The 25017-nt window shown below is 70.0% G+C and carries 21 protein-coding genes and 1 tRNA gene; 15 read left to right on the forward strand and 7 right to left on the reverse strand.

Annotation, left to right across the window (positions count from 1 at the left end; all coding sequences use genetic code 11):
* Window positions 1-30: 30 nt before the first annotated feature.
* A complete protein-coding gene (locus INT51_RS19590; RefSeq protein WP_193107100.1) occupies window positions 31-1617 on the reverse strand; it encodes an AbgT family transporter in 1587 nt (528 codons plus the stop codon).
* Window positions 1618-1675: 58 nt separating this feature from the next.
* Window positions 1676-3073: a M20 family metallopeptidase gene (locus INT51_RS19595; protein ID WP_226985966.1), complete on the reverse strand. Its 1398-nt coding sequence runs from the start codon at window positions 3071-3073 to the stop codon at window positions 1676-1678.
* Window positions 3074-3253: 180 nt separating this feature from the next.
* Here INT51_RS19595 and INT51_RS19600 point away from each other — a divergent pair, with 180 nt between their 5' ends.
* From INT51_RS19600 to INT51_RS19615, 4 genes are all read left to right on the forward strand, one after another.
* Entirely contained in the window at window positions 3254-4153 is a 900-nt protein-coding gene (locus INT51_RS19600) for a PTS sugar transporter subunit IIA (RefSeq protein WP_193107101.1), read from the forward strand.
* A gap of 61 nt (window positions 4154-4214) precedes the next feature.
* Window positions 4215-5789, forward strand: a complete 1575-nt coding sequence (locus tag INT51_RS19605; protein WP_193107102.1) for a PTS ascorbate transporter subunit IIC — start codon at window positions 4215-4217, stop codon at window positions 5787-5789.
* 336 nt (window positions 5790-6125) lie between these two features.
* On the forward strand, window positions 6126-7778 hold the full coding sequence (locus INT51_RS19610; protein ID WP_193107103.1) for a sodium-dependent transporter: 1653 nt from the start codon (window positions 6126-6128) through the stop codon (window positions 7776-7778).
* Between the two features lie 93 nt (window positions 7779-7871).
* Window positions 7872-7979 (forward strand): methionine/alanine import family NSS transporter small subunit, encoded by a 108-nt coding sequence (locus tag INT51_RS19615; RefSeq protein WP_193107104.1) that lies wholly within the window; start codon window positions 7872-7874, stop codon window positions 7977-7979.
* Between the two features lie 29 nt (window positions 7980-8008).
* On the opposite strand, the gene INT51_RS19620 is transcribed toward INT51_RS19615, so the two are convergent.
* From INT51_RS19620 to INT51_RS19635, 4 genes are all read right to left on the reverse strand, one after another.
* Window positions 8009-8833, reverse strand: a complete 825-nt coding sequence (locus tag INT51_RS19620) for an energy-coupling factor transporter transmembrane protein EcfT (protein WP_193107105.1) — start codon at window positions 8831-8833, stop codon at window positions 8009-8011.
* Window positions 8833-10632, reverse strand: coding sequence for an ABC transporter ATP-binding protein (locus tag INT51_RS19625; RefSeq protein ID WP_193107106.1), 1800 nt, complete (start codon window positions 10630-10632; stop codon window positions 8833-8835). The genes INT51_RS19620 and INT51_RS19625 overlap by 1 nt, the downstream gene beginning before the upstream one ends.
* A gap of 32 nt (window positions 10633-10664) precedes the next feature.
* Window positions 10665-11657 carry a cell division protein FtsQ gene (locus INT51_RS19630; protein WP_193107107.1) on the reverse strand — a complete coding sequence of 331 codons (993 nt, stop codon included), beginning with the start codon at window positions 11655-11657 and terminating at the stop codon, window positions 10665-10667.
* A gap of 123 nt (window positions 11658-11780) precedes the next feature.
* Entirely contained in the window at window positions 11781-13583 is a 1803-nt protein-coding gene (locus INT51_RS19635) for an HAD-IA family hydrolase (RefSeq protein WP_304502264.1), read from the reverse strand.
* A 198-nt stretch (window positions 13584-13781) separates the two neighbouring features.
* Here INT51_RS19635 and INT51_RS19640 point away from each other — a divergent pair, with 198 nt between their 5' ends.
* From INT51_RS19640 to INT51_RS19655, 4 genes are all read left to right on the forward strand, one after another.
* Window positions 13782-14783 (forward strand): LacI family DNA-binding transcriptional regulator, encoded by a 1002-nt coding sequence (locus INT51_RS19640; RefSeq protein WP_304502265.1) that lies wholly within the window; start codon window positions 13782-13784, stop codon window positions 14781-14783.
* A 250-nt stretch (window positions 14784-15033) separates the two neighbouring features.
* Complete coding sequence (gene tyrS / locus INT51_RS19645; protein WP_193107109.1) at window positions 15034-16293, forward strand: tyrosine--tRNA ligase; 1260 nt, start codon at window positions 15034-15036, stop codon at window positions 16291-16293.
* Window positions 16294-16326: 33 nt separating this feature from the next.
* Window positions 16327-17247: a DUF5694 domain-containing protein gene (locus tag INT51_RS19650; RefSeq protein ID WP_193107110.1), complete on the forward strand. Its 921-nt coding sequence runs from the start codon at window positions 16327-16329 to the stop codon at window positions 17245-17247.
* A gap of 83 nt (window positions 17248-17330) precedes the next feature.
* Window positions 17331-17415: transfer RNA gene (locus INT51_RS19655), tRNA-Ser, on the forward strand.
* A gap of 105 nt (window positions 17416-17520) precedes the next feature.
* Here INT51_RS19655 and INT51_RS19660 read toward each other — a convergent pair.
* On the reverse strand, window positions 17521-18570 hold the full coding sequence (locus INT51_RS19660) for an Rv2578c family radical SAM protein (RefSeq protein ID WP_193107111.1): 1050 nt from the start codon (window positions 18568-18570) through the stop codon (window positions 17521-17523).
* Window positions 18571-18840: 270 nt separating this feature from the next.
* Between INT51_RS19660 and INT51_RS19665 the strand changes: the two genes are divergently transcribed.
* The 7 genes from INT51_RS19665 to INT51_RS19695 all read left to right on the forward strand — a co-directional run bounded on the left by INT51_RS19665 (window position 18841) and on the right by INT51_RS19695 (window position 24990).
* The gene (locus INT51_RS19665; RefSeq protein ID WP_226985968.1) at window positions 18841-20136 is read left to right on the forward strand and encodes a hypothetical protein; all 1296 of its coding nucleotides are present in this window, start codon (window positions 18841-18843) and stop codon (window positions 20134-20136) included.
* Between the two features lie 78 nt (window positions 20137-20214).
* Window positions 20215-20751 (forward strand): OsmC family protein, encoded by a 537-nt coding sequence (locus tag INT51_RS19670; protein ID WP_193107112.1) that lies wholly within the window; start codon window positions 20215-20217, stop codon window positions 20749-20751.
* Between the two features lie 148 nt (window positions 20752-20899).
* On the forward strand, window positions 20900-21631 hold the full coding sequence (locus INT51_RS19675) for a methionine ABC transporter ATP-binding protein (RefSeq protein ID WP_193107113.1): 732 nt from the start codon (window positions 20900-20902) through the stop codon (window positions 21629-21631).
* Window positions 21628-22305: a methionine ABC transporter permease gene (locus INT51_RS19680; RefSeq protein WP_193107114.1), complete on the forward strand. Its 678-nt coding sequence runs from the start codon at window positions 21628-21630 to the stop codon at window positions 22303-22305. The genes INT51_RS19675 and INT51_RS19680 overlap by 4 nt, the downstream gene beginning before the upstream one ends.
* A 37-nt stretch (window positions 22306-22342) precedes the next feature.
* Entirely contained in the window at window positions 22343-23188 is an 846-nt protein-coding gene (locus tag INT51_RS19685; RefSeq protein ID WP_193107115.1) for a MetQ/NlpA family ABC transporter substrate-binding protein, read from the forward strand.
* Between the two features lie 39 nt (window positions 23189-23227).
* Window positions 23228-23893 carry a TetR/AcrR family transcriptional regulator gene (locus INT51_RS19690; protein ID WP_193107116.1) on the forward strand — a complete coding sequence of 222 codons (666 nt, stop codon included), beginning with the start codon at window positions 23228-23230 and terminating at the stop codon, window positions 23891-23893.
* Between the two features lie 86 nt (window positions 23894-23979).
* Entirely contained in the window at window positions 23980-24990 is a 1011-nt protein-coding gene (locus INT51_RS19695; RefSeq protein WP_193107117.1) for an alpha/beta hydrolase, read from the forward strand.
* Window positions 24991-25017: the final 27 nt, after the last annotated feature.

Consider the following 25017-nt stretch of genomic DNA (forward strand, 5'->3'; position numbering starts at 1 on the left):
GCTCAGCGCGCCGACCATCGCGGCACCTCGTCACTTCTCCAGGAAGATCCCGTTGCCGGGGCCCAGCGGAAGATCGACGACGAAGAATACGGCGAGGATGACGGTCCACACGATCCAGAACGGCACCACGAAGGGCAGCATGCGCGCCATCAGCGTGCCGAGGCCCGCGCCGGGCTCGTACTTCCGCAGCATGCCCAGCAGCACGATCATGTACGGGTTCATCGGGGTGATGATCTGGGTGGCGGAGTCGCCCACGCGGAAGGCGGCCTGGGTGAAGGCCGGCTCGTAGCCGATCAGCGCGAACATCGGCACGAACACGGCGCCCATGATCGCCCACATGCCCGAGCCGGAGATGATGAACAGGTTCAGGCAGCTGGCCAGCAGGATGAAGCCCAGGACCGCCGGGAATCCGGTGAGGCCCACGCCCTCGAGCGCTGCGGCGCCGGTCACCGCGATCCAGGTGCCGATGCCGGACCAGTTGAACAGGGCGATGAAGTTGCCCAGGATGAAGGCGAGCACCACGAAGGGCAGCATCTCCTTGAGCGCCTCGCTCATCATGCGCACCGCATCGCGGCTGCTGCGCAGGGTCCCGGTGACCACGCCGTAGGCGATGCCGACCACCATGAAGTACGCGACCACGATGAACACGATCGAGCTCAGCAGCGGGGATTTCGGCAGGAAGCCACCCTCCTCATTGCGCCACGGGGACTCCGGCATCAGGAACGCCAGCAGGAACGCGGCGGTCAGCACCGCGGCGCTGAGCACGGCGATCAGCAGACCCTTGTTCTCCTGCGGGGACAGGGCGGCGCGCATCTGCTCGGCGCTCTCCCCGCTGTCGGACTCGCCGTCCTCGCGGACCTCATCGCGGCCGATGCCCTGGCGGTTCAGGCGCGGCTCGAGGACGCGATCGATGATGAAGCCGGCGACGAAGCCCAGGATGATCGAGGCGGTGATGTTGAAGAACCAGTTCGAGACCGGGTTGACCGGGGTGGTCTCGAACCCGGGCAGCGCGCCCATCACCGAGGTGGTGATGCCCGCGAACAGGGCATCCAGCGAGGTCGGGAAGATGTTCGTGGAGTAGCCGGCGCCGGCGGCGGCGAACCCGCCCAGCAGGCCGGCGACGGGGTGGCGGCCGGCGGCCTTGAACACCAGGGCCGCCAGCGGGGGCACCACCACGAAGGCGGAGTCGGACATGATCGAGGAGACCACGCCGACGAAGCCGACGACGTACGGGAGCATCCACGCCGGGGAGGTCCCGAAGAGCTTGCGGATCGCGGCTCCCAGCAGGCCGGAGTGCTGGGCGATGCCGATCGCCAGCAGGATCGGCAGCACGGTCACCAGCGGCGGGAAGCCGATGTAGTTCTCGCCCAGGGTGGTGGTCAGCCACGTCAGGCCCTCCCCGGTGAACAGGCCCTTGATGGCCGTGGGCTCGTCCGAGCCGGGCACGGAGACGACCACGCCCGCCCAGGCCATGCCGGTCGAGACGATGCCGGTGACTGCGAACAGGATCAGGAACAGCATGAAGGGCTCGGGCAGCTTGTTGCCGGCCCTCTCCACCCCGTTCAGGAGCTTGTCGGTGAAACCGGTCGTCGCCGGTTCGGTCGGTGCTGCGCTCATGGGGACTCCAGTCGGGTCAGGTGACGGGCGCGGGGCCGGGGTCTGCTGCGGGATCGGGTCAGTCGAAGTACGCGGGCACGTCGATCGCGCCGCCGGCTTCCTCGAACTCCGTGGCCATGGCGCGTGCCAGCTGCGGGTCGTGGAGCACGTCCAACACGGTCGCGGCCAGGCCGTAGGCTCCGTCGACCGCAGCAGTGCGGGCGAGATCCGAGACCGCCCAGGCCGCGAACTCGCGGGTGTGCAGGGCGACCTCCGGTGGGGCGATCCGGATGACCGGGTGGATGCCGGGCACCCGATAACTGGCATTGCCGAAGTCGGTGGAGGCCGCCAGGATCGGGGAGACGACGCCGAGGGGCAGCGGATCGCGGCCGCGGCGGCGCTGGGCCTGGACCCAGCGCCCGGTGAGGGCCTCGTTGGTGCGCACCGGCAGGGAGGGCGGGTGCTGGTCCCAGTTCACGCTCACGCCGACGCCGGCCATGAGGGCGGCGCCGCGGGCCACGTCCTCGACGCGCGCCGAGAGGTCCCGGAGGGTCTCGGGTCGCTGGGAGCGCACGTAGAGGTCGAGTCTCGCGTGGTCGGGGATGACGCTCGCGCGCTCGCCGCCCTCGCGGATCACCGCGTGGATACGGTCCGACGGCGGGGTCTGCTGCCGCATCAGGCCGATGCCCTGGTACATGAGGCTCGCGGCGTCCAGGGCATTGCGGCCCATGAACGGCTGGGCGGAGGCGTGGGCGGTGTGCCCGTGATACTCGACGGTGAGGGTCCGACGGCCCAGCCAGGTCTGGTCGGCCAGGTCGTAGCCGTAGGGGTGGGCCATCACCGCGGCATCCAGCCCCTCGAAGGCGCCTTCGCGGGCCATGTACTCCTTGCCGGTGTGGCCCTCCTCGGCCGGGGTCCCGAGGAACACGACCCGGCCAGGAACGGCCGACGGCTCGGCCGTCGCGAGAGCGGCCAGGGCGAGGAAGCCGCCCAGGCCCATCACGGCGATGACGTTGTGCCCGCAGCCGTGGCCCACGCCGGGCAGGGCGTCGTACTCGGAGAGGATCGCGAGCGTCGGCCCATCCCCCTCGCCATGGATCTCCGCCCGGATCGCGGTGTCCAGGCCGTGCACCCCGAGCTGCGCCTCGATGCCATGAGCTGCGAGGACAGTGACGATGGCGCGCGCGGAGCGGTGCTCCTCGAAGGCGACCTCCGGGTGCTCGGCGAGATCGAGCAGGAGCGTGATCATCTCGCTCGCGTCGGCCTGGACGAGATCCTCGAGCCGGTCGTGGAGGGCGGCGTCGGCCCCGGCGAACGCGGAGCCCGGGTGCGAGGCGGTGCGCATCGCGGCCTCCCGCTCCTCGTCGAGCTGCTGGAGATAGGCGGTGGAGACCTCGGTGTGCTGCACGCTCGCAGGAGACTGCTGGGAGGACGTCGACGGCGAGGACGGCGGCGGCGGAGACAGCGGAGAAGGCATGGGGTCGACAATAGGCATGCAGGGCATGGTCGGGGCAGGATTGCCACCGTGTTGCCGGTTCGTGACCCCCGTTGTTCGACGGGGTGTGACGTGCACAGCCAGGGTGGGCGCTCGCCGTCGGCGACCACGTAGCCTCGACCATCGCACCCGCGAAACCCCTCGTCAGAAGAAGCTCATCCCATGTCACAGCTCAGCGACCTGCTCGATCCGGGCGCCATCCTCCTCGACGCCCCGGCCGAGGACTGGCGCGAGGCGATCCGGCTCTCCGGGGACCTGCTCGTCTCCACCGGCGCGATCGGCCCCTCCTACACCGACGCGATGATCCGCACCGTCGAGGAGCACGGTCCCTACATCGTCATCACGCCGGGGTTCGCCCTGGCCCACTCCCGCCCCGACGACTCCGTGCGCCGCACCGCGATGTCCTTCGTGCGCCTGGCGGAGCCCCTGTCCTTCGGGCACACGTCCAATGACCCGGTGACCCTGGTGATGGCGCTCGCCGCGGCCGACAGCTCCGCCCACCAGGCGGCCCTCGCCGCCCTCGCCGGCGTGCTGGCCGACACCGACAGCCGCAGCGCCCTGGACTCGGCCGCTTCCGCGCAGGAGGTGCTCGCCGTCCTCGGTGCCGGGGATGCTCCCGCAGGATCTCCCGAGGACGCCGCGGACGGCGCAGGGTCCGACACCGCGGAACCCGTTGCCGCAGACGCCGGTGGCCCGGATGCCGCGCCCACCGGTGCCGCCCACCCCGTGCCCGCAGCCGCATCAGCGGAGCCCACCGACCCCGACACGGTCCCCTCCAAGAAGCTCATCCTCACGGTGTGCGGCAACGGACTGGGCACCAGCCTGTTCCTGAAGAACACCGCGGAGCAGGTCCTGGACCGGTGGGGCTGGTCCTCCTACCTGGACATCGAGGCCACCGACACCATCTCCGCCAAGGGCAAGGCCAAGGACGCCGACGTCATCCTCACCTCCGGTGCGATCGCGGAGACCCTCGGCGAGGTCGGCGTGCCCGTCGAGATCATCGAGAACTTCACCTCGCAGGCCGAGATCGACTCCGTGCTGCGCCGCATCTACGCGATCTGACATCCCGCCCGCCTCCTGACCCGACGCGGCTCCTTTCCGACCCCCACTACGGAGCAAGACCATGAACGTGCTCGTCTCCATCGCCGAGTTCCTCGTCAACGAGATCCTCAGCGTGCCCGCCTACCTCATCGGCATCATCACCGCCGTCGGCCTGATCGCCCTGCGCAAATCGGTCGGCCAGATCACCGGCGGCGCTCTCAAGGCCGTCCTCGGCTTCCTGTTGATCGGCGCCGGCGCGACCCTCGTCAGCGCCTCCCTCACCCCCTTGGGCGTCATGATCCAGGGCGCTCTCGGCGCCCAGGGCGTCGTCCCCACCAACGAGGCCATCGCCGGCATCGCCCAGGAGGAGTTCGGCGCCCAGGTGGCGTGGCTGATGATCCTCGGCTTCGTGGTCGCGATCCTGCTGGCCCGCTTCACGCCGCTGCGCTATGTGTTCCTCACCGGCCACCACCTCCTGTTCATGGCCACCCTGATCACCGTGGTGATGGCCTCGGCCGGGATGCCCACCGTCGTGGTCGTGGTCCTCGGCGCGATCCTGCTGGGCATCCTGATGGTGGCGCTGCCGGCCTTCGCCCAGCCCTGGACCCGCCGCATCACCGGTGACGACTCGATCGCGATCGGGCACTTCGGCACCGCCGGTTACATCGCCGCCGGCACCGTCGGCCGTCTTGTCGACCCCAAGGGCCGCAGCCGCTCCACCGAGGACCTCAAGGTCCCCGAATCTCTGCGCTTCCTGCGCGACTCGATGGTGGCCACCGCCCTGTCGATGGTGCTGATGTACCTCGTGGTCGCCGTCGTGTACCTGACCCGCGCCGGGGAGGCCACCGCCTTCGAGGCCTTCGAGGGCGGCGCGAGCGACGTCGGCAACTACCTCATGCAGTCCGTGACCCAGGGTCTGCAGTTCGGCATCGCCGTCGCCGTGATCCTGTTCGGCGTGCGCACGATCCTCGGCGAGCTGGTGCCCGCCTTCCAGGGCATCGCCGCCAAGGTGGTCCCGGGCGCGATCCCGGCCCTGGACGCACCGATCGTCTTCCCCTACGCGCAGAACGCCGTGCTGATCGGCTTCCTCTCCAGCTTCGCCGGCGGGCTCATCGGCCTGCTCGTGCTCGGCGTATGGCTCGGACCGGTGCTGGGCCTGGCCCTGATCCTGCCCGGCCTGGTGCCGCACTTCTTCACCGGTGGCGCCGCCGGCGTCTACGGCAACGCGACCGGCGGCCGCCGGGGCGCCGTCGCCGGCGGCTTCGTCAACGGCCTGCTCGTGACCTTCCTGCCGGCGCTGCTGCTGAAGGTGCTGGGCTCCTTCGGCTCGGCGAACACCACCTTCGGGGACACCGACTTCGGCTGGTTCGGCATCCTCATCGGCTACAGCGCGCGCACCGGCGTGCTGCCGGGCATCGTGCTGCTGGCCGTGATCGGCCTCGTGCTCCTCGGCGGCGCCATCCTCATGCAGCGCCGCGTGGTCGACGCCGGCTGGGACCCTTCTCCGGCCCGCGCCGCCGCCGGCTCCGGAACCACCGCCGCCGTGGCCGACACCGACGGTGCGGGTGGTGCCCGCGAGACCGCGGGCGCCGCACGCTACCCGCGGGTCGCGCCCCCGGTGGGCGCCCCGACGCCCCCGCCCCCGCCCGCCGACTGACCCCTGCGGACACAGCCTCCCGCTCGCCGACCAGCGCGGCGGGAGGCTCCGTCCACCGGGACCGCCAGCACGTCGGGAGCGCCCCCGTCCTCGCGCGGGCGGCGCCCTGCACGACACCGCGCACCCACCTACCGCGGCGTCACTGCACCACGATCGGCCGGGCGAGTATCATCCCTGCACGGTGCGCAGCCTCCCACCCCGTCGGCCGCGTACCATCCGGCCATCGCGCGGATGCGAGAACCGCTCGCCGCGCGACGCCCTGGCCACGTGCCGAGACCGCCCTTGCCATTCCCCTCAGCCGCTGCTCCTCAGCGCAACTTTCCGGAGGCGACACCTGTGAGCGCACCATCCTCCACACCCGGCACGACGGGCGCGACCGGCGCGCAAGCTGACCGCGGGGCCTTTGCGGGCCGCACCACGTTCATCTTCGCGGCCATCGGTTCCGCCGTCGGGCTCGGCAACATCTGGCGCTTCCCGGCCGTGGCCTACGAGAACGGCGGCGGCGCATTCATCCTGCCGTACCTGCTCGCGCTGCTGACCGCGGGCATCCCGCTGTTGTTCCTCGACTACGCGATCGGCCACCGCTGGCGCGGCTCCGCGCCCGCCGCCTGGCGCCGCTTCCGGCGCTGGACCGAGTTCATCGGCTGGTGGCAGGTGCTGATCGCCCTGATCATCGCGCTCTACTACGCACTGATCCTGGCCTGGGCCACGAACTACACCTTCTTCTCCCTGGACCAGCGCTGGGGAGATGACGCGGAGGGCTTCTTCGGCGAATACACCCAGGCCCTCGGCGGCGCCGACGCCACCATCTCCTTCGACGTGGTCCCTGCCGTGCTCATCTCCCTGATCGTGGTGTGGCTCGCGGTCATCGTGGTGATGTCCCTCGGTGTGCAGAAGGGCATCGCCGCCAGCTCTGTCGTCTTCATCCCGCTGCTGGTGCTGATGTTCTTGATCCTCGTGGTGCGCTCGCTGTTCCTCGACGGCGCGGTCGACGGCCTGAACGCCCTGTTCGAGCCGCACTGGGCCGCACTGCTCGACCCGGGCGTGTGGATCGCCGCCTACGGTCAGATCTTCTTCTCGCTCTCCGTGGCGTTCGGCATCATGCTCACCTACTCCTCGTACCTCAAGAAGAAGACCGACCTCACCGGCTCCGGCCTGGTCGTCGGCCTGGCGAACTCCGGCTTCGAGATCCTCTGCGGCATCGGCGTGTTCTCCGCGCTCGGGTTCATGGCCCAAGCGCAGGGCGTCGCGATCGACGAGGTCGTCACCGCGGGCGTGGGGCTGGCATTCATCGCCTTCCCCACGATCATCAGCGAGGCCCCCGCCGGTGCCGTGATCGGCGTGCTGTTCTTCGGCTCGCTGGTGCTGGCCGGATTCACCTCGCTGATCTCCATCGTCGAGGTGGTCATCGCCGCGATCCAGGACAAGTTCGGCTTCGCCCGTGTCCCCGCGACGCTCTGGGTGTGCGTGCCGCTCGCGGTCGTCTCCACGGCGCTGTTCTCCACCACGATGGGACTGCCGTTGCTGGATGTGCTGGACAAGTGGGCCAACGAATACGGCATCGTCGCGGCCGCTCTGGTCTCCACGATCGTGGTCACCTACGTGGTGCGGGGCCTGCCCACGCTGCGCGATCACCTCAATCACAAGGGCACCTTCCCCATCGGTCGGATCTGGATGCTCTGCGTGGCGGTCATCGCGCCGCTGGTGCTGGGCGTCTCGCTGATCGTCAGCACCATCAACCTGCTCACGGCCGACGGCACCTACGAGGGCTACCCGGGCTGGTTCGTGTTCGTCTTCGGCTGGGTGATGGCGATCGGCCTCGTGGTCGTCGCGATCGGTCTGTCGCTGATCCCGTGGCCCGCCGGGTCCAACCTGTTCAAGGACGACTCCGACGGCGATCCGATCGCGCCCGAGGCCGTGGCCGGCAAGGGCCTGGTCCCGACCCCTGAGGCCGCCACTCCGCACGAGCTGCGTTCCGCGCCGCGGTGACCTGCTGACGCAGTTCGCCGCTCGCCGCTCGCCGCTCGCCGCTCGCCGCTCGCAACCATTGATCCACCCGACCCCCGACTCTCAGGAGTGACCATGTCTGTCTCCGCCATCATCATGATGACCGTCGCGATCGTCACCGTCTGGGGCGGCCTCGTCGCCGCCGTCATCAACATCGCCCGCCACCCCGAGAAGGACGACTGACCGGAGCCGGCCTCCAGCCCGAGGATGCCTCAGCGGTGGAGCGGGAACTGTGCCCCCAGCCAGTACGCGCCCACCACCGCGAGGGCGGACGCTGCCAGCACGGCGACGTCCAGCGCCGTCACCTTCAGGTAGGCCAGGCGCAGTGCCCGCCCGGCGGGATTGTTCGTTCCGTAGGTGAAGCCACGGGTCTCCAGGGCTTCGACCGTCGTGCGCACGTTCTTCGCGGTGTTGAGCATGATCGGATAGAACGCCGTGACGGCGAGGACGCACCACGTCAGGATCACCCGCCAGCCGAGCAGCCCGCGCGTGGGCGGCGGGGCGTGCCGCAGACGCTGCCCTTCGAACACCGTCACGTACTCGTCGACCAGGATCGGCAGCATCCGGTACCCGTAGCTGACACCGAAGGCCAGCAGCTCCGGGGCGCGCAGCGACAGCAGTGCGTCGGAGAGCTTCTCCGGATCCAGGGAGACGAAGGCCGCCATCGATGCCATCGAGACGGCACCGAGCTTGAGGTTCAGCTCGGCCAGCGCGATCAGGGTGGTCAGGTCGCCGCCGAACAGGAACGAGGCGACGAACAGACCGATCACATCGGCACCCACCCCGAACACGAACAGTCCCAGCACCAAGGGGCCCACGCGGGCGAGCGCCACCGAGATCACGCCGAGCAGGAACATCCCGATCAGCACGGTGAGGTTGTGGGTGAACCAGGGCGCCAGGGCGAGCAGGACGTACCAGGCCAGGACCATGCGCGGGTCCATACGGGAGAACAGGCCCCCGCGGGTGGAGTAGGCGGTGCGCAGCAGTTCCAGGCGCACCCATTCGACGCTCAGCACGTCATGGGTCTTGCGGGCCATCAGCGATCCTCCGACGGTGAGCGGGCGGGACGAGCGGTCGAGCTCGCGGAGGTCCGCAGCCGGGTGAGCAGCTCGGCGGCGGTCAGCGCCAGCGGTTCCAGGTCCAGTTCGCGGGCGATACGCGCGGCCTGTGGGGGCACCAGGCGGGCCTGGGCGGTGACCTCGGGGGTGGAGAACAGCTCGCGGGGCGAGACGTCGGCCAGCACTCGGCCCTGATCCAGCACGATCACGCGGGTCGCCCAGGTGGCCACGAGCTCCATGTCGTGCGTGGCGACGACCGCGCACCGCACTGTCTCAGCGAGCGAGTCGAGCATGCTGGTGACGTCGTGGCGCGAGCGCACGTCCAGACTCGAGGTGGGTTCGTCGAGCAGCAGCAGACTGGGGCGCATGGCGAGGCCGATGGCGATCGTGGCGCGACGCTGCTGGCCGCCGGAGAGAGCGCGCCCGTCACGATCAGCGAGAGAGGTCAGCCCTACGCGCTCGACGACCTCGTCGACCAGTTGCTGCGCGTCCGGCAGCCGGCGGCCGACGGGGAAGAGGGCGACGTCGGCGCGCACGGTGTCCTTGAGGAACATGCGCTGCGGGTGCTGGTACAGGTAGGCGACATGGTCCGCGAGGCGTGCGGCGGAACGGGACCGGGTATCGATGCCGTCCACCGTGAGGGTGCCGGCGCGCGGCACGGCGAGCCCGGTCAACAGCTTCATCAGGGTGGTCTTGCCGGCCCCATTGGTGCCGACCAGAGCGATCCGCTCCCCCGAGTGCAGGTCCAGGTCCAGATCGACCAGCACCGGACAGAGCCCGCCGCTGACGGAGCGGTAGCCATGGTGCACGCCGCGCAGGGAGGCGACGACCTCCGCCGCGGGCGCGGGTTCGGCCCTCGCGACGGGCACCTCGGTGCTCCGTTCGTGCACGTACGGGCGGAGCATGGCCGCTGCTGAGGAGACGTCCAGCGCGACCGGTTCCTCCCCGACCGCCGCGGTCAGGGACACCGCATCGGGCGCCGGGATGCCGTGGGCCTGAAGATCCTGGTGGCGGTCCATGGCCTGCTGCACGGGCAGGTGCCAGACGGGCGCGCCGTCCGCCATCAGCACCACCGAGCTCGCGAACTCGGCGACGAACTCGGCGTGGTGCTCGATCGTGATCACGGTGATGCCGTGGTTCTCGTTGAGGTCCCGCAGGCGCAGGTAGATCTCGCGCGCACGCGCCGGGTCCAGCTCGGCGACGGGCTCGTCGACCACGATCACCTCCGGGCGCAGGGCCAGCACCGCGGCGAGGGCCACCAGGTGCGCCTGGCCTCCGGAGAGCTGCCAGACGAAGCTGTCGCGCAGGTGGGCGATTCCCAGCTGTGCGAGCGCCTCCTCGGTGCGCTCGCGATAGTCCTCATGGCCGAAGTTCAGGGGACCGAAGGCGATCTCGTCGCGGACGGTCGGTCGCACGAGCTGGTTCTGGAAGTCCTGGTAGACGTACCCCACGCGACTGGAGAGCTCGGCGACGGTCGAGTCCCAGGTGTCCTGTCCACCCACGTGCACGTGACCGGCGAAGTCCCCGTTCCAGTAGTGCGGGACCAGGCCGTTGAAGGTCTTGCACAGAGTGGTCTTGGCAGAGCCGTTGCCCCCGACCACCGCCACGAAGTCGCCGCGCTCGATGGTGAGGTCGACGTTGCGCAGCGTGTCGCGGTCAGCTCCCGGGTAGCGGAAGGACAGGTCCTTCACGACGATCACAGGTGCGGTGCCGGGCGCTGAAGCGGCCTGCTCCGGGTCGGCGGTCGCAAGGCGGGTGGTCGAGGGAATGGTCTGCACGGATGCTCCTGGTCGCGAGGGTGCCCGGCGCGTCAGCGCGAGGTGTCCACGTCGGTGTCGGTGGCGGTGGGGGCAGCAGCGGTGCCGTGGTCCGCCGTCCCGTCGGCCGCGGGATCCACAGCAGTGCGGGAGAAGCGGAACAGGATGATCGCCACGATCATCACGACGGCGATCGCGGCCACCGCGAGGAGCAGGAACCCGTTGCCGAAGCGGTCGATGAAGTCGGGTTCGAAGGAGCCGGCGCTGAGGTCGAAGGCCTCCAGGAAGGCGAAGCCGAACGAGGCCACCGAGAGCAGCAGCACGACACCGACGAACAGCGGGGTCCTCGGGGCAGAATCGGGGATCGGTTCGCCGGGGACCCGTGGGCGCATTCCCATCAGCGGTTCGATCTTGCCGTGCAGGGCGGGGATCAGCCAGATCGCCGGGATCGCCCCGAGCAGGATGCCGGACATCAGCACATCCGCACCCAGGCCGATCACCTCGATCGCGAGCATCGACTCGGGAAGGCCCTCGACGTACTCGGCGTCCTCGACACCGACCCAGACCTTGCCCAGGTCCACCACGGCAGAGAGCACCTTGTCGATGAGGATGATGGCGATGGCGCCGAGGATGATCTGGATGCGGTTGCGGGGATTGCGGACCAGGGAGCCGCCGATGTAGATCGCCAGGAACATCTGCAGGTAGCCCTCGACCTCGGCGAGCCCGGAGAAGTCACCCATCAGCAGGTCGGTGAACACGATCTCGCCCAGCGGGGCACCGAGAGCGGCCCAGAACGGCGAGAACAGGGCAGCCATCGCCAAGGGCACGAAGATCATGTTGGACACGGAGATATCGATCGGACCGAGGGAGACGTCGGGGATGATCTCCAGGATGATGTTCGACAGCCCGAACAGGGACATCGACAGCACGAAGATCATCAGCTTCTGCGAGGTGGACAGCTCGGTGCGGCGCATGCCGTCGACCGCGCCGCGCAGGGTGCCGCGGCGTGCATCCTCGGCGGGGCGCTGAGTGGACTGGGTGGACATGATGGTGCTCCTTCGTCAGGACGGCGGGAACTCACAAGGCGGTGGGGCGGGTGGAGCGGTGGTGGCGCCGACGCGGGTCGGCGCCGTCTCGGTCGCGGTGGTGGGCCGGTCGGAGGGACGCCGTCATACCCCGGCGTGGTCGGAGCCGAGACGCGCGGCGAGCACGTCGATCACATCGGCCGGGGAGGCGAGCACATGGTCGGTCTGCTCGGCGGCGAGTGCGGCCTCGAGATCGACGTCGGAGTCCTTGCCGCCGCGCAGCAGGCAGATGGTCCCGATGCCGGCGCCGCGACCGCCCACACCGTCGTTGAGGACCTTGTCGCCGACATAGACGACGTCGGCCCGGTCGGCCTCCAGACCCGCGAGCGCGGCCTCGAAGATCGCGCGGCCGGGCTTGCGCACCCCGATCTCGTCGGAGTAGGCGGCGGGGCCGATTCGGTCCGCGACGCCATAGCGGGCGAGGATCTCTCGCACCCCGCGGCCGGAGATGGTGTTGGAGACGATTCCGACGACGATGCCGTGGTCGTGGCACCACTGGATCAGCTCCAGGGCGCCGGCGCGCGGGGCAGGGACGGATTTCCCGCGATGCAGGGCGAGGGACAGCTGGGGTGCCTCCAGTCGCAGTGCGGCGCGCAGTGCCTGCGGCAGTCCGGCGCCGACGAGGTCGCCCCAGAGCACGGCCGGCTCGACCTCGTCATGCCGGTGCGCGGGGTCGGAGCCACCATCGCGGTCGCGTTTGCGGGCACGGTGCCGGTCCCAGCCCTCGGCGACCGCGCCTTCGGCGGTGGCCTGGTCGATCGGTGCTCCGACCCGTCGGGAGAGCTCGACGATGCGGCCGCCGAGCTCGCGATGGCGGTCCGGGTTGGGCACGGACAGGGTGATCACCCCGCCGTGGTCGAGCAGCAGCGCCGGGCGTGCTCGGGCCGGTCCGTCACCGCGGCTCCCGATCGGCTCGGCACCGTCCTCGACGCCGGGATGCGTGGTGCCGGTGTGCCCGAGGGTCTCCGGCGTCGTGGCGATCGCGCCGTGCTCGAGCGCGGCACGCAGCGGGGCGAGCAGGCCTTCGGGCGTATCCAGAACCAGATCCGGGGTCTCGGAGATCGGGAACGGCGGGTGATCGGTGCGGCGGTCGCGCGTGATCACGACGGCCCCGACCCCCGCACGCCGCCCGGCGACCACGTCGCGGTCCAAGGTGTCGCCGACGTACCAGGCCTCCTGCGGCGAGACCCCGAGGGCGTCGGTCGCCAGACGGATCATGTCCGGGTGCGGCTTGCGGATCCCGACCTCGTCGGAGTAGATCTGCACCCCGAAACGCTCCGCCAACCCCAGGTTCTCGAGGATCGTACGATGGGCGCGACCGGAGTGCGCGTTGGAGACGATCGCGAGGCGGATCCGACGGGTGGCGCACTCGGTGAGCAGATCGGTGATGCCCGGGCGCAGGTGGTGCTCGGCGACCAGCGGCGCCATCTCCGCGAGGATCTCCCGAGCGTCCAGGGCCAGGCCGCGGCGCACGGTCGTCGGGAGGTCGGCCAGCAGGAAGTCGGCGACGATCTCCTGCGGGGCGAGTTCTCTTGGTGCGAGTCGGCGGGAGGCGGCGTTCTTCCACAGCGACAGGGCGGTGCGGCCGGCCCGCAGCGAGTCCTGGACCGCTCCGATCTCGAGGGCTGCACCGAGGGGACTGGCGCGGCGCACGATGCGCTCGGCGAGGTCCTGTGCCCAGCTCGCGCGGGCGGTGGTCGACAGCACCACACCCCCGAAGTCCAGCAGCAGCGCCTTCGGTGCAGGCAGGCCGGCGCCCGGGTGGTGCGGCGTCGTGCCGGATCGCTGCGCCGCCGAGTTCTCGGCCGCGCCCTCGCGAATCGTGTCCACCGGTGCCGCCAGCGGGATCTCGGGGCGGTGCTCGTTCGTGCGGGGCGCAGTGGTCACGTCTCTCCTGGGGCAGGGCGATCGGCATGTCGGGGCGGTGCCGGGTGGCACGTCGCGGGCCACATCGATCACGCTAGGAGGCTCGGGCTCTGACCTCATGAACGCCAGGTGAACCGATCGGCACGCCTTCGGGTCCACGACTGAAAGTCTTCAGATTCCCAGGTCACGACGCAGGAAAGCGGTGATAGACCTCGTGGGGTGACCGACTCCCAGCCCCGTCCCACTCTGGCGCACGTCGCCCGTCTCGCCGGGGTCTCGCCGGCCTCCGCGTCGATGGCGCTGAACGACCGCAGCGGCGTCGGCCACGAGACCCGTCTTCGCATCCTGGCGGCCGCGCGGGAGCTCGGATACCGGCGGCGCGGGCGGGGAACGGGACTGATCGGGGTGCTGCCGACGGACCTCGGCAACCCGTACCACACCGACGTCATCGCCGGGATCGAGGGGTACGCCGAACAGATCGGCCTCGGGGTGGTGATCGCCCACGGTCGTCGCCACGAGGACCGGTTGGAGAAGCAGCTGCAGGGCCTGCTGGATTTCGGGGTCGACGGGATCATCGCGGTGACCACCTGGCTCCGACCCGCAGCACTCGAGCGAGCCGCGCAGATCGTGCCGGTCGTCGTCATCGGTCGGATGCAGGACGCCGTGGCAGGGACCGACACCGTGCGCAATGACGACGCCGCCGGAGCCGCGCTCGCAGTGCGACACCTCGTGGAGGTGGGGCACCGGAACCTGGCGCACATCACCATGTCGACCCGGCCCGGACCGGCGATGCGCCGCGCGGGCTTTCTGACCGAAGCCCACCGGCTCGGACTGCGCGAGCACGTCGAGGTGATCGGCCCGGACTCCGCCGACCAGGGCATCGAGCTGCTGCTGCGCGCGGTGCGGCGCGGCGACCCGACGGCGGTCACGGCAGTGTTCGCAGCGAACGACATCGCAGCGGTGAAGGTGCTGCATCGCGCGGCTGATCTGCACGTACCCGTGCCCGAGCAGCTCAGCGTGGTCGGCTACGACTCCTCGGCCGTGGCACTCACCGTGCGGCCGCACCTGAGCAGTGTGAATCAGCCGCGGGAGGAGATGGGCAGGATCGCGGCGCAGATGCTGCGCGAACGGTGGGAGGGCCGGGCGCGGGACACGATCAGTGTCGTGGAGCCGGTGCTGCGGGTGCGCGGGTCCACCGGTCTCGGTCCCGCACGGCGGTGAGTGGCGGGCCTGCCGGCGCCGGTGGCCCGAGTATCGGTGCGCTACGCTTCCGCCATGCACCTGCGACTCGACTATCCGCACGGCTCTGATGCGAGCCGTGTCATCGTGCGCGTGCCGCTGCCGTGAGGCAGCCGCAGTGATGTAGCACCGCTCTCCTCAGAGCCCCGGGCGAGGACCACACGGTCCTCGCCTTTCGCGTTTCCATGGCGCGGGGTCCGACGGAGCTCCTCGCCCTCTCGAGAGGACTCCCATGACCACCCCTGAAGCTCCCGAGGCGATCATCGCCGAGCTCGACCGCACCACCGACCAGATCATCGGCCGCGAGGACCTGCTGGACCGCCTGCGCGAGGGCCGCCCGCTGCGCATCAAGTTCGGCGTGGACCTCACCGCACCGGACCTGCACCTCGGGCACGCCGTGAACCTGTGGATGATGCGGGCCCTGCAGGATCGCGGCCACGTGGTGATCTTCCTGCTCGGCGACACCACCAGCCGCATCGGTGACCCCACGGGGCGCAGCGCCGCTCGGCCCGTCCTGACCGAGGAGCAGATCCGGGACAACGCCGCCTCGTTCCTGAACCAGGTCACCCGGGTGCTGCGCAGCGAACCGGAGGTGCTGCAGATCCGTCGCAACTCCGAGTGGTTCGACGAGATGGGCATGCCGGGGCTGCTGCAGGAGCTGAGCCTGGTCACCCACGCGCACCTGATCTCGCGCGACATGTTCCGCTCCCGCATCGCCGCCGGCGCCGAGATCGCGATGCACGAGCTGATCTACCCGGTGCTGCAGGGTTTCGATTCCGTCGCCCTCGAAGCCGACCTCACCATCGTGGGCACGGACCAGCTGTTCAACGAGGCCATGGGCCGTGAATTGCAGGTCAAGCACGGCCAGCTCCCGCAGACCGTCATCACCAGCACCGTCACGCCGGGTCTCGACGGGGGCCCCAAGCAGTCCAAGTCGCTGAACAACTACGTGGGCCTGTGCGCACCGGCGGGCGAGAAGTTCGGGCGGTTGATGACTCTGCACGATCCGCTCGTGGAGACCTGGGCTCGCGTGTACTCCGACCTGCCGCTCGAACAGACCGAGGAGCTGGGCCGGCGCGCGCTGTCCGGCGGCGCCGCCGCGCGGGACGCCAAGCTGGACCTGGCCGAGGCGGTGGTGCGTCGGCACGACGGCGCGCAGGCCGCCCGTCGCAGCCGCGAAGAGTTCACCCGGGTGTTCTCTGCCCGCGAGCAGCCCCGCGATATGGCCCAGCTGGCGCTCGACGCCGGGCAGCTCACGGCGCTGGACCTGGTCACCGCTGCGCGGCCGGAGCTGTCCCGGAGCGAGGCACGGCGCCTGCTGAGCGGCGGCGGCGTCGACATCGACGGGCAGAGGCTCCCCGATCCGGAGCAGGTGCTCGATCCCGCCGAGGGCCAGGCCCTGCGCGCCGGCCGCCGGAGGTGGTTCCGGATCCAGCGATCGCGGGCACGACGGCCGGGCCCGTGCGACGACGACGCCTCCTTGCCTCGGTAGTCTCGAACCCGCCACCGCGCAGAAAGGTCGTCGATGCTCTCTCCCGCGCCTGACACCGAACTCCTGATCGTCCCCACCGCTCACCTGACGGCGGAGCTGCCTGATTCCGTCGTCGCTCCCGCGCGCAACAGGTTGGCGAGGTGGCGTCCAGATCTCGTCGCGATCGAGGCGCTCCCGGGTCACCTCGTCGTCGAGTACGAGCTGCGAGGAGGGACGTTCGGAGGCTTCGAGGTCGGCGGTGCGCTCGATGCATGGCGTGGCGCCGCCCTCCTCGGCGCCACCCCGGGCGAGGTCTGGTCCGCACGTCGCGCCGCCATGGCGCACGGGACCCCGCTGGATGAACGCGTCCTCGCCTGGCTCCGAGCCCGGGAGCCGATCAATGCCCTGCTGCTTCCCTACGCAGATGCCCGTCTGGCGTCGCCGATCATGGACTTCCTCGATGAGCTCTCGAGCCGACCTCGCGAAACCGTGTCCATCGGCGCATCCATCGCCCGACGACTGGGGCATGATCACGTCGCGCACGTGGACGACCACACCGGCGTCGAGAACATCGATCCTCTGCCCGAGGGTTTCGAGGCCGAACTCACCGCGTTCCGCGAGCAGGTCTCGGGGCTGCTCGAAGCCGCCACCTCGCCGCGGCGCATTGCAGACAACCTCTGGGCTCAATGGCGTTTCCATTCATCGACCGACGTTCGGCGTGACCTGGAGCGGCTGGAGAGCGCGGAACGCCTTGCCGCGGGATCGGACACTCCCCGACTGCGACGCGTCATGCTCGCCAACTGGCGTGCGAGGAACCTGGCGATGGCCGCCCGTCTGCGCTCCGCGACCGCCGCAGTTCCCGGCGGACGTGTGTTGTTCGTCGTCGGATCAGCCCACGAGGTGCCGCTTCGTACGGCGCTCGGCAGTGACCAGCACGACCTGCGGCTGGTCGAACTCGCCGAGCTGGAGGAATGATCTCGGCCGAATGTGACCTGCGTCGGTCCGGTTCGCACCACCCCGGGGTGTCCGGTACGCTGATGCCTGCTCTTACGAGCGCTGGAGGATTCGCCTAGCGGCCTATGGCGCACGCCTGGAACGCGTGTTGGGTTAACGCCCTCAGGGGTTCAAATCCCCTATCCTCCGCCGAAGAAATTGCCCCTCACCTGCAGGTTCTCCTGCACGGTGAGGGGTTTTTCGTGGTCCGGTCCGGACGCCGTAGCCTCCTACGGGGCCCGGCAGCGGCCCGCCTCAGAACAGCGCAGGTTGCGGCATGAGGTCCAGTGCCGCTGGGGCCGAGCGTCGCGCCGCGACATCTGCCGCGCGGCGACGCTGCTCAGGCTGATCCTCGTCCTCCTCGGAACCCAGACCGTGCCGCCTCAGCAGTGGGCGGATCCGCTGGGCGAGGTTCTTGCGATACGCCGCCGGGGCGTAGGACGCATTCCCGTAGAAGCGGCGATATCCGGTGACCAGCTCGGGATGCTCCCGCTCGATCCACTCGAGGAACCATTCCTTGGCGCCCGGGCGCAGGTGCAGGGCCCCGAAGACGATGTGCGCGGCCCCTGCCTCGGCGATCCGGGCGAGCGCCTCGTCGAGCTGGGCGTCGGAGTCGGTCAGCCACGGCATGATCGGCATGAGGAACACGGTGACGCGGAAACCGGCGTCGGCCGCGGCCCGCACGGTCGCCAGGCGCGCGGCGGTGGTCGGGGTCCCTGGCTCGACGGACTTCTGCAGCTCGTCGTCGAAGACGGCGATGGACAGGGAGAGATCCACGGGCACTCGTTCTGCCGCCTGCTGCAGCTGCGGCAGGTCGCGGCGCAGCAGCGTGCCCTTGGTGAGGATCGAGATCGGCGTCCCGCTGTCGGCGAGCGCGGAGAGGATCCCCGGCATGAGTCCGTAGCGACCTTCGGCGCGCTGGTAGGGGTCGGTATTGGTGCCGAGGGCGACCATCTCGCGGCCCCAACTGCGCTTGGAGAGCTCCGCCCGCAGCACCTCGGCGACGTTGATCTTGACGATGACCTGCTGGTCGAAGTCCGCACCGGCATCCAGGTCGAGGTAGCGATGCGTACTGCGCGCGAAGCAGTACACGCAGGCGTGGGAGCAGCCGCGATAGGGGTTGACCGTCCAGTCGAACGGCATCGAACTCGCCGCCGGCACCCGGTTGAGCGCCGACTTCGCCGTCACCTCGTGGAACGTGACGCCCTGGAACTCCGGGGTGCGCACGCTGCGCACGAGGCCCGACATGCCGAGGAGGGCCTGCGTGCGCTCCTCGGCGCCGACTTCCTGTCCACTCCATCGCATGCCCACAGTCGAACGCACGTTCGAGTAAATGTCAAGGGCTGGGCCGTCGTTCGGGCGCGGGTGGGCGCCCGACCGCCGGCCCGCCAACTCGTGATCGCATCGGAACCTCGCAGGCATCGGCCGACGAACAGGCACGTCAGCGGCTCGCATCGCCGCTCCGCCAGGCGTTCGGCGCGGCGGTGGTCGGCGCAGGACGCCTCTCAGCCCTGCCCGCTGCGGCCTGCGCGGATATCCTGCGGTGGCAATGGCCTGTGGACAGAGGGGGAGCGCATGTCGAGCTCAGGGATGGGTGGCCCGGGGGCGGGCGGCCCGCACAACGGGTATCCCGGTCAGGGGCAGTCGCCGCAGGATGGCCGCTCCGGCCCGCCATCGCACGGCGGCCGGCAGGAACCTCCTCATCACGGCGGGCCGGGCCCCGGCGCCCCGCCGCAGGGGCAGTTCAACAGCCCTCCCCCGCAGCACTCCCCATATCCTCACCAGCAGCAGCCCCCGCCCACGGGCCCAGGGGGCCCGAGCGGTCCCGTCGGCCCCGGCGGTCCAGGGAGCCCGGGCGGTCAGCAGCCGTCACCGAAGCGCCCCTGGGGCCTGATCGCCGTCGCGCTGGGCTGCATCGGTGCGCTGGTGCTGGTCATCGGCGGAGGGCTCACCGTCTTCCTCCTCACCCGCGGAGGTGACGAACCCACTGCCGTCGCGACCACGGAGCCGACCAGCCAGGAGCCCAGCGAATCCGACAGCGCGCCGGATTCCGAGACACCGCCCGAGGAGAGCGCACCGGCCACCGAAGAAGGCGCCGGCTTCGAGGTCATCCCGCAGGTCGACATCCCACCGGGCGACGCCGACGACCTCTGGGCGATCATGGCCGACAACCCCCTCACCCAGGGATCCCTGCCCGACGTCGCCACCTGCGACCTTCCGGAGATCCAGGCCGGGCACGACAGCGACGAACTCCAAGCACAGCTCGACGCGACGAGCACGTGCCTGAACCAGGTCTGGGCCGGCGCGAGCGCCGACCGCGGCCTCCCCTGGAACTCGCCGTCGATCGCGGTGTACACCTGGCCGGATGCCCCCGCGAGCGCCACGTGCGACTCCTCGAAATTCGAGGAGGGTGACCCCCGGATGTGCAATCTCGATGGTGTTCTCTACTGGCCCGAAGGCTCGGGGATCGGCGCGACCGCCGAGGACGCCGCCGAGATCCCCGGCGCCTACATGTGGGACCTGTCGGGTGAGTACATCTACGCAGTCATCTGGAACAGCTCTCTGGGCTCCTATTACGCTGCCCTGACCGGCCAGCTCGAGGACGACCCGGACCGTCAGGACGACGCCTCGCGGCTCTACGGCTTGCAGCGCATGTGCCTCACGGCCGCCGCGACCGAGCAGATGCCCAGCGATGCCCAGGTCGGCCCGGAGCTCAGCGAAGCCCTGGTCGATCCCGCGAACTGGACTGCCGCGGAAGACGATCTGTTCTCGTCGGAGACCCGCACCCTGTGGATCCAGAAGGGCTTCGAGTCCGGTGGCGACCTCAGCGTGTGCAACACCTGGAACGCTCCGGCCGACGAGCTGGAGTGACGCCATCCGGCACCACGAGCGCACGATGCACGGGCCGGGGCCGGGGCCGGGGCCGGGGCCGGGGCCTAGCCTGGCCCTATGATGACGCCCTCCCGCCCGCACTCCTCGACCACGCCCGCCGCGACGGACGGGAAGCCCGCGCTGTACACCGCCCGCGTGGACAACATCCGTGGCACCTCTGGGCAGGTGCGCATCCAGGACGGTCCGGCCGCGCTCGCTGCGGGGGCGGAGGTCGACGATCTGCCCGCAGGTGCCGCGCCGGCGCCCGAGGTCACCCTCCCCACGGGCGGCCCCATGGCACCCGCGCGCGGATACAATCCTGAGCAGTTCCTCGCCATGGCCTGGAGCACCTGCCTCGGGGAGACGCTGCGCGTGGTCCTCGCGGAGCGCGGCCTGCCGCACCGGAGCCGGGTCAGCGTCGAGGTGGAACTCCACAGCGACCCCGCCGGCGGGTACCGCTTCGCGCCTCGCGCCGAGGTCACCATCGAACAGATGGCGGCCGACGAGGCCGAGCCTCTGGTCGCTGCCGCGCACGCCCGCTGCCCCGTCTCGAAGCTGCTCACCGGGCGGGGATCAGCCGTGGTCGAGCTGATGGGGGCCGACGCTCAGAGCTGACGCCGACGGCGACAGGCCACAGCTCACGTGATGCACTCCATAACTCTCTGAACTGGGTGCTCGGTAGGCTGAACAGATCCTTCCCGGCCGCCGCGCCCCGGTCCCTCCGACCTCGGCACCCAAGCCTCCCCCACCCTCTCGAGAGCTGATGATCGAGTTCCGTCACGTCACCAAGACGTTTCCGCAGGGCCGGTCCACGGTGACCGCCCTGGACGACATCGACCTCACCATCGCCGAGAACGAGATGTTCGGGATCGTCGGCGAATCCGGCTCCGGCAAGTCGACGCTGCTGCGCCTGATCAACCACCTCGAGGCACCGACCTCCGGCGCCGTCCGCGTCGACGGCGAGGACCTCAGCGCCCTGCCCGCCCGGGCGCAGCGTGAACGCCGACGACGCATCGCGATGGTGTTCCAGCAGTTCAACCTGCTCGCCAACTCCACCGTCTTCGACAATGTGGCGATGCCGCTGCGACTGCAGGGCCGTCGCGAGCGGGACACCGTGATGCAGATGCTCGAGTTCGTGAAGATGGCCGGCCACCGCGACAAGCACCCCAGCACGCTCTCCGGCGGCGAGAAGCAGCGCGTGGCGATCGCACGGGCACTGGCGAATCGGCCCCGGATCCTGCTGTGCGACGAGCCGACGTCGGCCCTGGACTCTGGGCACACCGAGGAGATCATGGCCACCCTCGACGAGGTGCGCACCCAGTTCCACACCACGATCGTGCTGGTCAGCCACGAACTGGACGTCATCAAGTCGTCCTGCGACCGCGCGGCCGTGCTCGAGCAGGGCCGCCTCGCCGCGCTCACCGACGTGGTGGCCCCACCGACGCGGGAGCGCACCGGCTCCTACGCCGACCGCGCGCGGGAGTACCTCGCATGAACGACCTGCTGGCGCGTCTTGCCGACTACCGCGGCGAGATCATCACCTCGATCGTCGAGACCGGATACATGATCGGGAACTCCGTGCTCGCGGCGATCCTCGTCGGCCTTCCGCTGGGCACCCTGCTGTACCTCTCGCGCCCGGGCGGGCCCTACGAGCGTCGCTGGCTGCACTCCGTGCTCAACACTTACGTCAACGTGGTGCGCTCGGTGCCCTTCCTGCTGTTCGTCGTCGCCCTGATCCCCTTCACCCGCTGGCTGGTGGGAACCTCCTTCGGAACCACCGCGGCGTCCGTGCCGCTCGCGTTCGTCGCCGCCGCCCTCTACGCCCGGTTCTCCGAGCAGACGCTGCTGGACGTGCCCGAGCAGACCGTCGAGCTCGCCCGCTCCCTCGGCGCGAACCCCGTCCAGCTGATCACCCGGTTCCTGTACTCCGAGGCGCGCTCCGGCCTGGTGCTGAGCCTGACCACGGTGACGATCTCGATGGTCTCGTACTCGACGATCATGGGCGTGGTCGGTGGGGGCGGCGTGGGCGACTTCGCGATCCGGTACGGCTATCAGACGTACGAGTACGACCTCATGTACACCACGATCGCCCTGATGATCGTGGTCGTGATGCTCATCCAGGGAACGGGCACCCTGCTCGCCCGCTCCATCGACAAGCGGGCGCGCTGATCTCGGCACGCCCCACCTCCAGGAACGAGTGACTCCCATGAACAGACGACTCTTCACCCTCACCGCCGTGAGCGGCGCCGCCGCGCTGGCGCTGGCGTCCTGCGGCGTCGGTGGCGGCAGCGACAGCGACGCTGAGGGGTCCGGCGGCTCCGACGGGGACCACGTCATCAAGGTCGCCTCCCATCTGCCGCCGATGACCGATGTGGTCACCACAGCCGCCGAGGTCGCCGCCGAGGAGGGGTACGAGATCGAGCTGGTGCAGGTCAGCGACAACGTCCAGTACAACCGCCTGCTGGCCGACGGCGAGGTCGACGCGAACTTCGCCCAGCACCAGCCGTACATGGAGAAGTTCAACGAGGAGAACGAGGCGAACCTCGTGAGGCTCGACGCGATCTACGACGCGAAGGTCGGCTTCTACTCCAAGGCGTACTCCACGGCCGAGGAGATCCCCGAGGGCGCGAAGGTCGCGATCCCGAACGACGTCTCCAACGAGGGCCGGGCGCTCGCGATCCTCCACGAGCAGGGGCTGCTCACGCTGCCCGAGGATACCGGCTTCGAGGGCCGCGTCGGCGATATCGTCGCAAACCCCCTGGAACTCGAGTTCGTGCAGGTGGACCTGCTGAACCTCGCATCCGCGTACGACGAGGACGGCATCGCGCTGGTCTACAACTACCCCACGTACATCTCGAAGGTGGGCCTCACGCCGGCTGACGCGATCCTCCTCGAGGAGACCGTCGACCAGCGCTTCGCGATCTCCCTGGTGGCGCGCGAGGACAATCAGGACTCCGCGAAGATCACGGTGCTGCGCCGCGCGATGACCAGCGACGCCGTGCGCACCTTCCTCGAGGACGGGCACAGCGCCACCCTGATCCCGTCGTTCTGAGCACGCACAGACCCCTTCGGGACGATTCCCCGCGCCCCCTTGCGGGATGCCGACCAATCGGAGTATTTTCCGACCGTGCGGTCTAAACGTGATCCAGAGAGTCAGACACTGACATTCCTCGAGCGTGCCCGGCGCAGCCAGTTCATCGAGTGCGCCCTGGCGGCCTTGGCCGAGCTCGGTTTCGCCGGGACCTCGATCGCGGAAGTGGCGCGGCGGGCGGACGTGTCCAAGAGTGTCGTGCTGTACCACTTCGGATCGAAGCAGGAACTGCTGGAGGCCGCGGTGGTGGAGGTCTACGCCAAGGCCGCCCCCGACCTGGTCGCGGCGATGGAGTCCTCACCCGGACACCGCGAGAAGCTGGATGCGTACCTGGATGGATGCGTCGCCTTCGCCTGGACCAACCAGCAACGCCTGGCCGGCGTCGGAGAGATCTTCCGAAATCTTCGCGACGCCGACGGGCACCTGCGCTACACCCACGCTGACAGTGACGCGCTCATCGCCGTCGTGGAACAGATGATCCTCGAGGGCCAGCAGGCCGGGGAGTTCGCAGACATCGATGCCCGCACGGTTGCTGTGATGATCCGCGCGACCATCGACTCGTTGCCCGGGGTGTTCGCCGCCGACCCCGCAACGGACGCGCTGGCGCTCTCGTCCAGTCTGAGAGACCTCGTCGGGCGAATGGTGGCCAGGAACAGTCGGCCGTGATGCACACTGCGGCGGCTATCGGCGCCACCGCACCGCGCACTGGGACACGCTGAGCCGCACATCGGCACGATGCAAGGAGAACTCGGATGGCACCTGCAACCCCGCACTCCACCTACAGCCCTCATCGCCGCGGCCGCCACTTCGGCCGGCGCGGCCTCCTCGGCATCACCGCTGCCGTGGCGGCCGGAACGGTCAGCACCGTGAGCGGGTGCCGGAGCACCGCAGGGAGCAGCACCCCTGCCCCAACCTTCGTACTGGTCCATGGTTCCGCGAGCAACGGCAACTTCTGGACTCCAGTGGTGCGTGAACTTGCGCTGCGCGGCCGAGCGAGCGTCCCGCTGGATCTGCCCGGCCATGGCACGAAGTCCACTCTTCGTCGCTCGTACCAGGCGCCACAGGACCTCCAGGACTTCGCATCCTCACCCTCGGGCGTCGACGGACTCACCATGGATGACTACGCCGAGCACGTCGGCGCCGCGGTCGAGAAGGCCGCCGAGCACGGGCCGGTCGTCCTCGTCGGGCACAGCCTGGGCGGCAGCTCCGTGACCCGAGTGGCCAACGAGACCCCCTCCCTCCTGGCAGGGATCACCTACGTCTCGGCCTTCTGCTGCACCGAGCTCGAATCACCGCTGGCGTACCTGGGCACCGAGGACGCTCGCGACGGCGCGGCGGCCCCGTCCGCTCCCTCGCTGAGCGACGAGGACCTCGGACAGGTCCCCGACGGCACGACCCGCTACAACTGGCGCACCAGCGACCGGGCCTTTCTCGATGCGACCAGGGAGCAGCTCATGGCGGATGCCACCGAGGAGCAGTTCCTCGCCACGATCGCCACGGTCCAGCAACCGGACGAGTCGATCCAAGCCAGTCTCGACAACGCCCAGATCACCCCGGACACCTGGGGAGCTGTTCCGCGCACCTACATTCGGCTCACCGCCGACCGCATCGTGACCCCCGCCCTCCAGGACCGCATGATCGCCGAGGCCGATCGGGCCGCCCCGCAGAACCGCTTCACCATCACCGATATCGACTCCAGCCATCTCGGCGTCATGCATCAGGCGCCCTCGCTGGCGGCCGCCCTCATGGACTCCTGGTCGTGACCGATCCGGCAGCATCGTCGATGCCGC

The organism is Brachybacterium sp. FME24 (genome assembly GCF_014897705.1).
Lineage (GTDB): Bacteria > Actinomycetota > Actinomycetes > Actinomycetales > Dermabacteraceae > Brachybacterium.